This is a genomic window from Micromonospora sp. NRRL B-16802, assembly GCF_001279555.1.
GTDB classification, from domain to species: Bacteria; Actinomycetota; Actinomycetes; order Mycobacteriales; family Micromonosporaceae; genus Micromonospora; species Micromonospora profundi.
Genome location: NZ_LGEB01000067.1, coordinates 42,803 through 57,089, shown reverse-complemented (window position 1 = coordinate 57,089; position 14,287 = coordinate 42,803). Strand labels below are relative to the sequence as shown.

The 14,287-nt window shown below is 73.5% G+C and carries 11 protein-coding genes and 1 rRNA gene; 10 read left to right on the top strand and 2 right to left on the bottom strand.

The features are described from left to right. The 4 genes from rrf to ADK66_RS19155 form a co-directional block, all read left to right on the top strand. Positions 1–93 (top strand): 5S ribosomal RNA (rrf, locus tag ADK66_RS19170); the annotation flags it as partial. A gap of 305 nt (positions 94–398) precedes the next feature. Further along, a complete protein-coding gene (locus ADK66_RS31525) occupies positions 399–2,132 on the top strand; it encodes a hypothetical protein (protein ID WP_157552680.1) in 1,734 nt (577 codons plus the stop codon). Positions 2,133–2,152: 20 nt separating this feature from the next. Further along, positions 2,153–3,082: a Replicase polyprotein 1ab gene (locus tag ADK66_RS19160; protein WP_231640098.1), complete on the top strand. Its 930-nt coding sequence runs from the start codon at positions 2,153–2,155 to the stop codon at positions 3,080–3,082. Beyond that, positions 3,079–4,104, top strand: a complete 1,026-nt coding sequence (locus ADK66_RS19155) for an HAD-IIA family hydrolase (RefSeq protein WP_053657233.1) — start codon at positions 3,079–3,081, stop codon at positions 4,102–4,104. The genes ADK66_RS19160 and ADK66_RS19155 overlap by 4 nt, the downstream gene beginning before the upstream one ends. 12 nt (positions 4,105–4,116) lie before the next feature. Here ADK66_RS19155 and ADK66_RS19150 read toward each other — a convergent pair whose 3' ends face one another. Then, a complete protein-coding gene (locus tag ADK66_RS19150) occupies positions 4,117–4,455 on the bottom strand; it encodes an SCP2 sterol-binding domain-containing protein (protein WP_053657232.1) in 339 nt (112 codons plus the stop codon). 111 nt (positions 4,456–4,566) lie between these two features. On the opposite strand from ADK66_RS19150, the gene ADK66_RS19145 reads away from it, so the two are divergent. The 5 genes from ADK66_RS19145 to ADK66_RS19125 all read left to right on the top strand — a co-directional run bounded on the left by ADK66_RS19145 (position 4,567) and on the right by ADK66_RS19125 (position 11,282). Then, positions 4,567–5,214 carry a phasin family protein gene (locus ADK66_RS19145; protein ID WP_053657230.1) on the top strand — a complete coding sequence of 216 codons (648 nt, stop codon included), beginning with the start codon at positions 4,567–4,569 and terminating at the stop codon, positions 5,212–5,214. Next, a complete protein-coding gene (locus ADK66_RS19140; protein WP_231640097.1) occupies positions 5,211–5,525 on the top strand; it encodes a hypothetical protein in 315 nt (104 codons plus the stop codon). The genes ADK66_RS19145 and ADK66_RS19140 overlap by 4 nt, the downstream gene beginning before the upstream one ends. A gap of 36 nt (positions 5,526–5,561) precedes the next feature. Then, the gene (locus ADK66_RS19135) at positions 5,562–6,419 is read left to right on the top strand and encodes a TlyA family RNA methyltransferase (protein WP_053657229.1); all 858 of its coding nucleotides are present in this window, start codon (positions 5,562–5,564) and stop codon (positions 6,417–6,419) included. Positions 6,420–6,519: 100 nt separating this feature from the next. Further along, positions 6,520–7,404, top strand: coding sequence for an NAD kinase (locus tag ADK66_RS19130; RefSeq protein WP_053657240.1), 885 nt, complete (start codon positions 6,520–6,522; stop codon positions 7,402–7,404). 158 nt (positions 7,405–7,562) lie between these two features. Continuing rightward, positions 7,563–11,282 (top strand): S8 family serine peptidase, encoded by a 3,720-nt coding sequence (locus tag ADK66_RS19125; protein WP_053657228.1) that lies wholly within the window; start codon positions 7,563–7,565, stop codon positions 11,280–11,282. 49 nt (positions 11,283–11,331) lie between these two features. Here ADK66_RS19125 and ADK66_RS19120 read toward each other — a convergent pair whose 3' ends face one another. Further along, positions 11,332–12,381 (bottom strand): helix-turn-helix domain-containing protein, encoded by a 1,050-nt coding sequence (locus ADK66_RS19120; RefSeq protein ID WP_053657226.1) that lies wholly within the window; start codon positions 12,379–12,381, stop codon positions 11,332–11,334. A 111-nt stretch (positions 12,382–12,492) separates the two neighbouring features. Between ADK66_RS19120 and recN the strand changes: the two genes are divergently transcribed. Continuing rightward, a complete protein-coding gene (gene recN / locus ADK66_RS19115; RefSeq protein WP_053657224.1) occupies positions 12,493–14,250 on the top strand; it encodes a DNA repair protein RecN in 1,758 nt (585 codons plus the stop codon). Positions 14,251–14,287 lie beyond the last annotated feature (37 nt).

The following is a 14,287-nucleotide window of genomic DNA, read 5'->3' as shown; positions in this document are numbered from 1 at the left end:
ACGCCCGGTTACATTCCGAACCCGGAAGCTAAGCCCTCCAGCGCCGATGGTACTGCACTCGTGAGGGTGTGGGAGAGTAGGACACCGCCGGACAATCTTCCAGTCGAGGGCCGCCCCAATCCGGGTCGGCCCTCGACTGCGTGGCGCCATTGGTGGCGCAATCAGGAAGGATGTACCTGTGAGTTCAGGACCGCAGGGCGGAGACCGTCCCCGTCGTAACGAAGACGGCTCCGGCGAACGCGACCGCGGTGCGCGGCGCGACGACCGGCCCCCGTACCGGGGAGACCGAGACAGCGCAGGCGGCACCCGAGGCGGATACGCCGGCGGTCGCGACGGCGGTTCCCGTGGTGGTGACCGGGACGGCTCGCGATCCGGAGCCCCGCGTGAGGGTGGGTTCCGTGGTGGTGACCGCGAGGGTGGTTTCCGCGGTGGTGACCGCCGCGAGGGTGGTTTCCGTGGCGGCGATCGTGACGGTTCGCGCTCGGGTGCGCCTCGTGAGGGTGGCTTCCGTAGTGGTGACCGTCGCGAGGGTGGCTACCAGGGTGGCGGGGACCGTGGTCGTTCCGGCTCGCCGCGCGAGGGTGGCTTCCGTGGTGGCGACCGTGACGGTGGTTTCCGCGGCGGTGACCGTCGTGAAGGTGGCTTCCGTGGCGGCGATCGTGACGGTTCGCGCTCGGGTGCGCCGCGTGAGGGTGGCTTCCGTGGTGGTGACCGTCGCGAGGGTGGCTACCAGGGTGGCGGAGACCGTGGTCGTTCCGGCCCGGCGCGCGAGGGTGGCTTCCGTGGCGGTGACCGCGAGGGCGGTTCCCGTGGAGGCGACCGCGACGGTGGTTTCCGCGGTGGTGATCGTCGCGAGGGTGGTTTCCGTGGCGGTGACCGTGATGGTTCGCGTTCGGGTGCTCCCCGTGAGGGTGGTTACCAGGGTGGCGGCGACCGTGGTCGTTCCGGCCCGCCCCGTGAGGGCGGTTTCCGTGGTGGTGACCGCGAGGGCGGTTTCCGCGGCGGTGACCGTGACAGTGGTTTCCGTGGCGGCGACCGTCGCGAAGGCGGCTTCCGTGGTGGCGACCGTGATGGGTCGCGTTCGGGTGCGCCGCGTGAGGGTGGTTTCCGTGGTGGCGACCGCGACGGTGGCTTCCGCGGCGGTGACCGTCGTGAAGGCGGCTACCAGGGTGGCTCCCGATCTGGTGCGCCGCGTGAGGGCGGCTACCAGGGTGGCTCCCGATCTGGTGCGCCGCGTGAGGGCGGCTACCAGGGTGGCTCCCGATCTGGTGCGCCGCGTGAGGGCGGCTACCAAGGTGGCTCCCGATCTGGTGCGCCGCGTGAGGGCGGCTACCAAGGTGGCTCCCGGCCTGGTGCGCCGCGTGAGGGTGGTTTCCGTGGTGGCGACCGCGACGGCGGCTTCCGCGGCGGAGACCGTCGCGAGGGTGGTTTCCGTGGTGGCGACCGTGATGGGTCGCGTTCGGGTGCGCCGCGCGACGGTGGCTTCCGTGGTGGCGACCGTCGCGAGGGTGGCTACCAGGGTGGCGGCGATCGTGGTCGTTCCGGTCCGCCCCGTGAGGGTGGCTTCCGGAGTGGCGACCGCGACGGCTCCCGTGCGCCGCGTGAGGGCGGCTTCCGTGGTGGTGACCGCGAGGGTGGCTTCCGTGGCGGTGACCGTCGCGAGGGTGGCTACCAGGGTGGCGGCGATCGTGGTCGTTCCGGTCCGCCGCGTGAGGGTGGTTTCCGTGGTGGCGACCGCGACGGTGGCTTCCGTGGCGGCGACCGTGATGGATCGCGCTCGGGTGCTCCCCGCGAGGGTGGCTTCCGTGGCGGTGACCGTCGCGAGGGTGGCTACCAGGGTGGCGGCGACCGTGGTCGCTCCGGTCCGCCGCGTGAGGGTGGCTTCCGTGGTGGCGACCGCGAGGGTGGTAACCGTGGCGGTGACCGTCGTGAAGGCGGCTACCGCGGTGGGGACCGCGACGGCGGCTTCCGCGCTGATGAGCGGCCGCGTCGTGAGGGCGACTTCCGGCGGGACGACCGTGGCACGGGCTCCGAGTCGGCCGAGGGCGGGCGCAGTTCGGCCCCGGCGTTGCCGGACGACATCGTCGCCACGGACCTCGACAAGGACGTCCGTGCTGAGCTGCTCTCGCTGAACAAGCCGGTCGCCGAGACGGTGGCCCGACACCTGGTCGCCACTGGACAGTTGATCGACGAGGATCCGGCCGAGGCGTTGGCGCACGCGCTGGCCGCCCGACGGCTCGCGTCCCGCATCTCCGCCGTCCGCGAGGCGGTCGGCCTGGCCGCGTACCACGCGGGGGAGTGGCAGACGGCAATCGCCGAGCTGCGTACGTACCACCGGATGAGTGGATTGCAGAGCCACGTGGCTGTGCTCGCGGACTGTGAGCGCGCTCTGGGCCGCCCGGAGCGGGCTATTGACCTGTTCCGTGGCGCCGACCAGGAGAAGCTCGACCAGGCCGTCGCGATCGAGCTGCTGATCGTCGCCGCGGGCGCCCGGGGTGACCTCGGGCAGAAGGACGCCGCGGTCGCGATGCTCCAGGTCCCGGACCTCACCAGTGAGGCGACGGTGCCGTGGACGGCGCGGCTGCGCTACGCGTACGCCGACGCGCTGCTCGCGGTGGGCCGGCGCGAGGAGGCCCGCGAGTGGTTCTCCCGGGCCGCCGACGTGGACACCGAGGGCGAGACCGATGCCGCGGAGCGGCTGTTGGAACTCGACGGCGTGGTCATCGAGGGCGACGACGAGGACGAGGCGGTCGAGGAGATCGCCGCCGGTCCAGGCGCCCCGGGCGCCGTGCCGGCCCAGCCCGACACCGAGCTGGCCGACGCCGATGACGACGACGCCGATGACGACGACGACGCCGATGATGACGACGACGCCGATGATGACGACGACGACGACGACGACGACGATGACGATGACGATGACGACGACGATGACGACGACGATGAAGACGGCCGTTCGGACGAGCGGGGCCAGGCTGAGCCTGCTGCCGTCGATCGGACTCCGGCAGCCAGCGACGCCGACGCGGTGAACGACGCGACCGTCCCGGCGCGGGGCGACGAGTCGGAGTCGACGCAGCGGTGAGTACGGACGCCGGGGAGCGGCTGGTCGACGGGTACACCCTTGTCGTCTTTGACCTGGACGGGGTGATCTACCTGATCGACCGGCCGATCCCCGGCGCGGTCGACGCGGTGGCCCGCCTGCACGCGGAGGGGCGTTCGGTGGCGTACGCCACCAACAACGCGTCGCGTCGGTCCAGTGACGTCGCCGACCTGCTGACCGGGATGGGTGTGCCGGCTCGGCCGGAGGAGGTGCTCACTTCCGCTGCGGCCGCTGCCGAGCTGTTGCGTGACCGGCTGCCCGCCGGCGCGCCGGTGCTGGTGGTCGGCGCGGAGGCGCTGCGTGCCGAGCTGCGTGCGGTCGGCCTGACCCCGGTCACCCTCGCCGACGAGAAGCCCGCGGCGGTGGTGCAGGGCTATGGCCCGCAGGTCGGCTGGACCGAGCTGGCCGAGGCGTCGGTAGCGGTGCGGCAGGGCGCCATCTGGGTCGCCACGAACACCGACCGGACGCTGCCCAGCGCGCGGGGACCGCTGCCGGGCAACGGTTCCCTGGTGGCAGTGCTGCGGACCGCGTTGGAGCGGGACCCCGACCTGGTGGTCGGTAAGCCGGAGTCGGCGCTGTTCGAGACCGCCGCCCGGCGCAGTGACGGCGGGCGGACCCTGGTCGTGGGGGACCGGTTGGACACCGACATCGAGGGCGCCCGTCGGGCGGGGCTGGACAGCCTGCTCGTACTCACGGGTGTCAGCGGCGTACCCGAGTTGCTCGCCGCTGAGCCGCGGCGGCGTCCGACGTATGTCGCGAGGGACCTGGCGGGGCTCTTCGACCCGGCTGCCGCAGTGCGGGTCCCGGGCGCGGCGGACGCCGGCGGCTGGTCTGTGACGGACCGCGACGGGACGTTGGAGCTGGCCGGTTCGGGCCTGTCGTTGGACGCGCTGGCCGCCCTCTGCGCTGCGGCGTGGTCAGCGCCGGCGCTGCCGGAGATCCGCCCGGTGGGGCCGGACGCGGCCAACGTGCTGGAGAGTTTCGGGTTGCCCACCGGCGGCTGACGAGGACGCCCGTCAGAGCAGCTTGCGCAGCTTCATGAGATCGAACGGGTTGGCCTTGATCGACACCCGGCGGGAGGTCACCGCCTTGGTGACGTCCAGGTCGCCGCGGACCAGGGCGAGCAGGTCGTCGCTGGACGTGCTCAGCGCGATCTTGGCTTTGGGGTCGTCGCCGTCGGCCAGCTCGACAAGCCGGCCGCCGCTGATGCGCCCGTGGAACGCCGTGTCCAGGTCGGTGATGCGGCAGGCCAGCGTCCGCTCCAGGTCGACCTTGTCGCGCACCGTCTCGGCGTTGCGATCGAGGCGCGCGGCCAGGTCCTGCAATGCCTGCCGGCACTCGTCAACGCTGGCCACATCTCCCCCTCGTCGATCGCCATGCCGTCCTCGGCACCGTACCGCACGGGAGCGTCCGGGGCGCCCGGTAGCGTGACACCTGCACACCCCGCCCGATGGAAGGACTCAGGCATGCAGGACGCGTGGCGCGCCTACCTTGAACTGGCCATGGGCCTGGCGGAGGCGCCCCGGAAGAAAGCCCAGGACGCGGTGCGCCGCCTCGTCGGCTCCGGCGGCGCGACCGCCGCCCAACTGCAGGCACTCGGCGAGGAACTTGTCACCACCGGCGCGGCCAACCGGGAGGCGCTGACCAAGCTGGTCCGCTTCGAGGTCGACAGGGCCCTCGGCGCTGTCGGTCTGGCCACCGCCGACGAGGTTGCCGAGCTGACCCGCCGGGTGCGTGACCTGGAACGGCAACTGCGCGAGGCGCGAGCCACCGAGCAGACCACGACGCCCGCCGCGGGACCGGCCACCGAGTCGCCTGCGGGACCGGCCACCGAGTCGCCCGCCCGCCCGACGCCGCAGCCTGACCCGACACGCGTCGCGTCGCCCGACGAGGGTCTGGTGCCGTCGGATGGCCCAGCCGGCGCGCCGGTCTCCGCGCCGGTGGCCAAGAAGGCGGTCGCGAAGAAAGCCGTGGCCAAGAAGGCGGTCGCCAAGAAGGCCGTCATGAAGAAGCCACCGGCGACCATCAGCACCACCGACGACACTCCGACTCCGGCGGTCATGCCCGCCAAGAAGGCGACAGCCCGCAAGCGGCGCCCGGAGGCTGACTCGTGAGTGACGGCGCGCGCCCCGGCCCGCCGTCCGGCATCCGCCCGGGGCAGCCCGCAGCCCGGCCCGGCCCGCCCGCCGCCGCGCGGCCGGGACCGCCGTCCGTGGCCCGCCCCGGGCCGCCGGTGAACAACCGTCCCGCCCCGCCGCCGGACTTGGGTGAGGTCGAGGGCGACGCGGCGCGGCACCCGGCGGTCGACGCCGCCGTGCGTGCCATGGCCAACGCGGCGACGCTCGCCCCGGCCGACCAGATCGCGCAGTACGAGGCGGCCTACGAGACGCTCCGGGAAACCCTCGCCACCATCGACCAGACCTGAGCGGACCACCAAGCCCCACGGACCGGAGAACCACCAATGGCACGTCGCAACCGGCTGGACGCCGAACTCGTCCGCCGCGGTCTGGCCCGCTCACGCGAGCAGGCCGCCGCGTTGGTGGAGGCCGGCCGTGTCCAGCTGCGCGGGGTGCGGGCGCGCAAGGCCGCCGCGATGGTCGACCCCGCCGATCCGCTGCTGGTCACCGGAGCGGACCCGGCCGAGGAGTACGTCTCCCGGGGCGGCCACAAGCTCGCCGGCGCGTTGGCGGCGTTCGGCCCCGGTGGGCTGCGCGTCGCCGGCCGGCGCTGCCTGGACGCCGGCGCGTCGACAGGTGGCTTCACCGACGTGCTGCTGCGCGCTGACGCCGCCGAGGTGGTGGCGGTCGACGTCGGCTACGGGCAGCTCGCCTGGTCGCTGCGGACCGACGAGCGGGTCCGGGTGTTCGAACGCACAAATGTTCGTACCCTCGAACCGGCCGCGATCGGCGGGCCCGTCGATCTCACGGTGGCCGACCTGTCGTTCATCTCGCTGCGGTTGGTCTTGCCGGCGTTGGCCGGCTGCACCCGCGACGACGGCGACCTGGCGTTGATGGTGAAGCCGCAGTTCGAGGTCGGCAAGGACCGGGTCGGCGCCGGCGGTGTGGTCCGCGACCCGGCGTTGCGCGCCGAGGCGGTGCTCGACGTGGCCGCGGCGGCGGCGCGGCTCGGTCTCGGCCTGGCGGACGTGGCGGCCAGCCCGCTGCCCGGGCCGAGCGGCAATGTGGAGTTCTTCGTATGGTTGCGCCGAGGCGCGCCATCGGCCGACCCGCAGCGGGTGCGGGCCGTGGTGGCGGCCGGGCCGGATGGCCCGGCCGCCGGCGACGAGCCGGGCTTGGCGGCGGAGGAGGTCCCAGGGTGAACGAGTGGAGCGAGCGTCCCGCCACGGTGCGCGGGACGCGGCGCCGTGGCGGGACGACGATGGCGGCAGGCAGCCCGGTCGTGGACAGGTGGTCGGGCCGATGAGCCGGACCGCGCTGCTGGTGACCCACACCGGCCGCCGCCGCAGCACCGAGCACGCCCGGTCGGTGGCGGCCGACCTGATCGCCGCCGGTTTCGAGGTACGGGTGGTCGCCGAGGAAGCCGACGACCTCGACCTGCCCGGTGTCCTTCCGGTCGTCGGGCCGGAGGCCGCCGAGGGCGCCGAGATCGTCTTCGCGCTCGGCGGGGACGGCACCTTCCTGCGCGCCGCAGAACTGGCCCGTCCGGCGAAGGTGCCGCTGCTGGGCATCAACCTCGGCAAGGTCGGCTTCCTGGCCGAGGCGGAGATCAACGACCTGGACACCGCGGTCCGGGACGTCGTCGAGCGCAACTACACGGTGAACGAGCGGCTCACCCTTGACGTGACAGCAGAGTTCGACGGTGGCCCGACCATCGAGTCCTGGGCGCTCAACGAGATAAGCGTCGAAAAGGGCGAGCGCGCGCAGATGCTCGAACTGCTCGTCGACGTGGACGGGCGGCCGCTGTCGCGCTACGGCTGCGACGGTGTGGTCTGCGCGACCCCTACCGGCTCCACGGCGTACGCGTTCTCCGGCGGTGGGCCGGTGGTCTGGCCGGAGGTGGAGGCGCTGCTGCTGGTGCCGATCAGCGCGCACGCGTTGTTCAGCCGCCCGCTTGTCACCGCACCCACGTCCACCTTCGTGATCACCGTCGACCCGTTCACCACTCTCGCCGTGCTCTGCTGCGACGGCAGGCGGGTCTACGACCTGCCGCCCGGCGCGCGGGTGACGGTGCGGCGGGGCGCCCTGCCGGTGCGCATCGTGCGGTTGCAGCCGCGACCGTTCACCGACCGGCTGGTCGCCAAGTTCGGGCTGCCCGTGCACGGGTGGCGTGGCAGCCGCCAGTGACCGTGGGGCACACCCTCGGTGTACGGCGGGTGTCCACCTGGCGCCATGTCGCCGCTGCGGCGGTCTAAGGCTAGTGACCTGGTGCTGCGGCGCGCCGCAGACTCCGATCGGTCCTCATCTACGGATGGCGGGCCTACCGGAGTGAAGGAGCGCATCGCATGCACTGGTCCCCTCGCTGGCTCACCGTCGGCGTGGTCGGCGCGCTGGTGGTCGGCCTCGCCGCACCGGCTTCCGCCGAGCCGCCCGCCCCGCCCACCGGCCCGAGCCTGGGCGCGACCGCCCCGGGCGCCGAGCCCGTCCTCATCACCCTCATCACCGGTGACCAGGTGGAGCTGGCGTCCGCGGCCCCGGGTCGGGTCGCCGCCACCGTCCGCCCCGGCCCCGGGCGCGAGCGGATCATCTTCCAGACCCTGGAGGTCGACGGCGGGCTGCGGGTGCTGCCCAGCGACGTCCTGCCGTACGTCTCCAGCGGGGTCCTCGACGCGAACCTCTTCGACGTGCAGGAGTTGGCCGCCGACGGGTACGGCGACGCCGCGCAGCGCTCCCTGCCGCTGATCGTGCGCTATCAGGAGCCGGCCGCCGGCCGGGTCCGGCCGCTCGCCGGTGCCACCGGCGCCCGACCGTTGGAGAGCATCAACGGCGCGGCGCTGCGGGTGGGCAAGGGTGACCTCGGCGGCCTGTGGACCTCCCTCGTCGGCACCCCGGCGGCCCGGACCACTACCGCCGCCGCACCGCGACTGGGCGGTGGTGTCGCCCGCGTCTGGCTGGACGGGCGGGTCCGTCCCGCGCTGGAGTACAGCGTGCCGCAGATCGGCGCACCGGCGGCCTGGGCGGCGGGCCGGGACGGCGCCGGCGTGAAGGTCGCTGTGCTCGACACCGGCGTCGACAACACCCACCCCGACCTGGCCGATCGGATCGTCGAGGCGCGGGACTTCTCCGGCAGCGGCAGCGCCCGCGACGGCCACGGTCACGGCACCCACGTGGCGGCCACCATCGCCGGCAGCGGAGCGGCGTCCGACGGGCTGCGCAAGGGCGTGGCGCCCGGCGCCCGCCTGCTGGTCGGCAAGGTGCTCGACGACGGCGGCTCCGGCAGCTCCTCGGCCATCATCGAGGGCATGGAGTGGGCAGCCCGCTCCGGCGCGACGGTCGTCAGCATGAGCCTCGGCGGAGACCCCACCGACGGCACCGACCCGATGAGCCTCGCGGTGAACGACCTGACCGCCGAGACGGGTGCGCTCTTCGTGGTCGCCGCCGGCAACGCGGGCGAGGCGCGTACCGTCGGCTCGCCGGGCGCGGCCACCGCAGCACTCACAGTGGGCGCTGTCGACCGGAACGACAACCTGGCGACGTTTTCCAGCCGTGGCCCACGCCTGGGCGACAACGGCCTCAAGCCCGAGATCACCGCGCCGGGCGTCGGTATCGTCGCCGCGCGGGCCGCCGGCACCACGATGGGTACGCCGGTGGGTGACGCGTACACGACAGCGTCGGGTACCTCGATGGCCACGCCGCACGTGTCCGGCGCGGCGGCGATCCTCGCCCAGGAACACCCGGACTGGCCCGCCGCGAAGCTCAAGGACGCTCTGGTCAGCACCACGAAGGCCAACCCGGCGCTCACCGTCTTCGAGCAGGGCGGCGGTCGCGTCGACGTGCCCCGGGCGCTCCAGCAGCAGGTGTACGCCTCGGCCACCGCCGACTTCGGGCGGGTCAGCACCGGCGGTGCGGCGGTCGAGCGGACCGTGACGTACACGAACGGCACGAAGGCCGCGCAGACCCTGCGGCTGGCGTTGGACCTGCGCAACGTTGACACCGGCGTGGCCGAGACCGACGGTGTCTCCGTCGCCGGTGAGGTGACGGTGCCGGCGGGTGCCAGTGTGGCGGTGCCGCTGCGCGCCGACCCGGCGAAGCTGGCCCGTGGGCCGCACGGTGGCTGGCTGGTGGCGACCGGCGCGAACGGCGTCGCCGTGCGTACCCCGGTCGGGCTCACCGTCAGCGGTCCGTTGCACGAGGTCACAGTGAAGGTGCTGGGCCGGGACGGTCAGTTGACGCTGTCGCCGGGGTTGACGCTCTTCGGTGAGCAGCCCGAGTCGGACTACTGGGGTTGGTGGCCGGGCGAGGGCACCGTGCGGGTCGAGGAGGGCACGTACCTGCTGACCGCGATGGTCGAGCACGGCGCCCCACTGGACGAGCAGCTGACGGAGGTCATCGAGCCGGAGTTGACAGTCGACCGGGACCTGACGGTGGTGCTCGACGCGCGCAAGGGCACGCCGGTACGCATCGAGACGCCGAAACCCAGCGAGCAGCGGGCGACGCTCAGCTACTACGTGCACCGGGTGCTGGGCAACGGCCGGCAGATCGACCACGGTGTGATGGCTTTCAGCGCGGTGCAGCAGGTGAACGTCAACCCGACCCGGCGGGTACGTCAGGGCGAGTTCGAGTTCGCCTCGCGCTGGCAGCTCGTCGCGCCCATGGTGGACGCGAAGATCAGCGGGGTGTCGGGTCCGTTGGACATCAACCTCATGGGCGCCTCGCCGGCGCCGACGGGACGGCGCAAGCTGCCGCTGGTCTGGGCCGGCACCGGCAGCCCGGCTGAGCTGACCCGGGTGCGGGGAGCCGCCGCACTGCTGACGAGCGATCCGGACCGCTCCGAGGAGGAGCAGGTCGCCGCGGCCGCGGGGGCCGGCGCCGCAGCGGTGCTGATCGTCCGGCCTGCGGACTTCAGCGCGTGGACGGTGTGGCGACCCGGCGGGGACCGCCTCGCGATCCCGTCGATGGTGGTGGCGTACGACGACGGGCAGCGGCTGATCGCGGCGGCCCGCAAGGGCCGGACGACGCTGGACCTGACGTTGACAGTGGACAGCCCCTACCTCTACGACGTGTGGCAGGTGTCAAAGGACCGGGTGCCGGAGCGGATCCTGCACACGGTGACGGCGAAGAACACCGCCGAGGTGACAGCGAGCTACGGCGACATGGGCGCGGGCTGGGCCACCGAGCAGCGGTTCGGCTGGCGTCCCTGGCAGGAGTACTCGTGGAACGACGACCAGCGCCTGGTCCGCAACGGCACCACCCGCCAGGAGTTCGTCAGCGCGGGGGACACCTGGTGGCAGCACCGGGTGCTGCACAAGTCGATGTTCATGCAGTGGGGGCAGCTGACCGGCGGTCTGACCCAGGAGCCCCGGCGGTACGCCGCCGACGACCGGAAGGTCGAGACCTGGCATACGCCGGTGGTCCGCCCGGCCGTACCGGCCAGCGGGGTGCAGGTGCCCACCCGCACCGGCGACAACCTCGACCTGCGGGTGCCCGAGTTCGTCGACGCGGCCGGTCACTTCAGCGTGGGCGGCGACAGCGAGGAGTCGGACACGGTCCAGGTCCGGGTCAGCCGGAACGGGCGGCAGATCGCCGACCTCTCCGACGGCTGGGCGTCGGTGCCCACCACCGCCGGGTCGGCCCGCTACCGCCTGGAGATGACCATCCAGCGGTCCTCGGCCGCGTGGCGTTACGCGACCCGGACCGAGACGGCCTGGCAGTTCAGCTCCGCCCGGCCGGCCGGTGACGCGGCCAAGCCGCTGTCGCTGTTGCAGGTGGACTACGGGGTGCCGGCCGACCTGCTCGGCACGGTACGCGGCAACAAGCCGCACCAGGTGGGGCTGACGCTGCGCCAGCCGGCCGGTGTTGCCGCGCCGAGCGGCACCAGCGTGACGGTGCAGGTGTCCTTCGACGGTGGCACCAGTTGGCGCACCGTACCGACCAAGGGGTCGGGCACCCGGTACACGGCAACGGTGCCGGCCGGGCGCGGAACGGTGTCGCTGCGGGTGCACGCCGCCGACCGGGCCGGGAACACCGTCGACCAGACGGTGCTCCAGGCGTACGGGCTGCGCTGATCGGGGACGGGGGCGGGGCGGCCAGGTGCCGTCCCGCCCTCGTGCGTGTTCAGAGCCAGCCGCGCCGGGCGACCTGGAACGCCAACCCGGGTCGCGTGTCCACGCCCGCGACGGCCATCAGGTCGGCGATCCTGCGCTGCACCGTCCGCCGGCTCACCCCGAGTTGGGAGGCGATGGACTTGTCCGGTACGCCGGCCACGAACAGCGACAGCAGCCGTGCCTCGTCGGCGTCCGGCTGGTAGCTGTCCGCGTGCCGGTCGTCGGCGTGCCTGTTGTCGGTGTGCCTGGTGTCGGCGTCGGCCCGCCGGCCGTCGGCGGCCGCAACGCCGAGCGGGTCTTCCAGCCGCAGCCGGGTGGCCACCCGCCAGTGGCTCTCGAAGAGGGCGAGCAACGCGTCGAGCAGTTGACTGCGGCCGATCACCGCGGCGCTCGGCTCGCCGCCGTCACGGTCGGGCACCAGCGGGCAGATCGCGGTACGGCCGTCCACGATGGCCAGCCGGACCGGCAGACGGTCCAGGACCCGGGCCTGCTCGCCAGCGGCGACCCCCTTTGCCAGGTCGGCAAGCGCACCCGGCTCCAACAGCAGATCCCGCTCGTAGATGGCCCGGTAGCCGACCCCACGGGCCAGCGCGTCGAACTCCTCGACGTTCTCCGGGCCGGCCATGGCCAGAGGGTTCGCCCGGCAGAACCAGAGCACCTCGGTACGCGCCGAGTTCTGCAGATCACGCAGCCGGTCCCGCAGCACACGGGTGCCGCTGATCACCTCGACCAGGTGGTCGACGTGGTGGCGGCGCAGCCCCGCGCGGTACTCCTCGGCCAGTTGGGTGACCCGCAGCCGGGCGGCCTCCAGGTCCTCCTGCCGGCGCAGCAGCGTCGCGCCGAGGGCGACGTCCGGGGCGGTGGGGCGCAACGGGGCGTCCGGATCGCTGTCGGTGGGCTGCACGAGACCCTTGGCCCGCAGCGCCTCGACCTGCTCGATCACCTCCGCCCGGGGCCGTCGCAGCCGACCGGCCAGCTCGTCGACGCGGGCCGTGGTGAGCTGGAGCAGGCAGCGGTACAGCTCCTCCTCGGCCGAGGTCAGGCCAATCACGTCCAACACGGGGCAAGACTGTACGTCGCCTGCGTACGGGCCGTGCCACGGCCCGTCGGCGGGGTTGCGGCTGGCTCGGCGGCTGGTCACTGTCGGCCCACGCGTCTACTGTCGGGTGCTGTGCTGGAAGAGCTGCGGATCACCGGACTCGGCGTCATCGAGGACACCACGCTGCCGTTGACCGGCGGGATGAACGTCATCACCGGCGAGACCGGTGCGGGCAAGACCATGGTGGTGACCGGCCTCGGCCTGCTCTTCGGCGGCCGGGCCGACGCCGGGCGGGTCCGTGCCCAGCCGGGTCGGGCCGTGGTGGAGGGGCGGCTGCGCCTGCGGGGCCGGGCCGCCGACGCCGTGCACGCGCGGATCACCGACGCCGGTGGCGAGCCCGACGAGGACGGGTCGCTGCTGTTGAGCCGCACGGTGACGGTGGAGGGCCGCTCGCGCGCCCACGTCGGTGGCCGGAGCATGCCGGTGTCGATGCTGGGCGAGGTCGGCGAGCAGGCGGTGGCCGTGCACGGCCAGTCCGACCAGCTGCGGCTGCTGCGCCCGGCCGAGCAGCGGGCCGCACTGGACCGGTTCGCCGGCCCGGCGCACGAGAAGCTGCTCGACGCGCTGCGCGAGGCGTACACCGGGTGGCGGCGTGTGGTCGACGACCTTGCCGACCGGCGGCGCAACGCCCGCGAGCGCAACCAGGAGGCCGACCTGTTGCGGCTCGGCCTCGACGAGATCACCCGGGTCGATCCGCAGCCCGGTGAGGACGACGAGCTGAAGACCGAGGCGCAGCGGCTGGAGCACGCCGAGGGCCTGCGGACGGCCGCGCAGGTGGCCCAGATGTGCGTGGCCGGTGGCGTGGACGCGGCCGACGAGACACCGGACGCGGCGGCGCTGCTGGGCACCGCCCGGCGCACCCTTGAGGCGCAGGCCGGCACCGATCCGGCGCTCGGTGAGCTGGCGGCCCGGCTGGAGGAGGCGGCCACGCTCGTCACCGACGTCTCGGCGGAGCTGTCGACGTACCTGGCGACGCTCGACGCGGACCCGGCCCGGTTGCAGCACCTCTACGAGCGGCGGGCCGCGTTGCGGGCGTTGACCCGCAAGTACGCCGACGACGTCGACGGGGTGATCGCCTGGGCCGAGCGGGCGCGTACGCGGCTGTCCGATCTGGACACGTCCGACGATCTGCTCGACGAGTTGGACGCGGAGGGGCAGCGGTTGGCCGTCGAGGTCGCCGACCTGGCGTCGCGGGTGTCGGTGTCCCGGCAGGAGGCGGCGGTCCGCTTCGCCGATCAGGTCACCGTCGAGCTGGCGGGGCTTGCCATGCCGCACGCCCGGATCGAGGTGGCGGTGCTGCCCCGGCCGGCGGGCCGCGCCGAGCCGACGCTCACCGTCAACGGTGTCGAGGTGGGTGTCGCCCCGGACGGCGGCGACGAGGTGGAGCTGCGGTTGCTGGCCCACCCGGGCGCGCCGTCGTTGCCGTTGCAGCGGGGCGCGTCGGGCGGTGAGCTGTCCCGGGTGATGCTCGCCATCGAGGTGGTGTTCGCCGGTTCGGGCGGCCCGCCCACGTTGGTCTTCGACGAGGTCGACGCCGGGGTGGGCGGTCAGGCCGCGGTGGAGATCGGCCGCCGGCTGGCACGGCTGGCCCGTACCCACCAGGTGCTTGTCGTCACCCACCTGCCGCAGGTGGCGGCATTCGCCGATCGGCATCTGGTGGTGGCGAAGGACACCGGCGGCGCGGTGACGACAAGCGGCGTCCGGGTCGTGGAGGACACCGAACGCGCCCGGGAGCTGGCCCGGATGCTCGCCGGTTTGCCCGACTCGGATCTGGGTATCGCCCACGCGGAAGAGCTTCTCGCAGTGGCGGCGAAGGAAAGGCGGTTGTGACGCCGCGTATTGTGAGCGCAAGCACACCGGCTTGCGC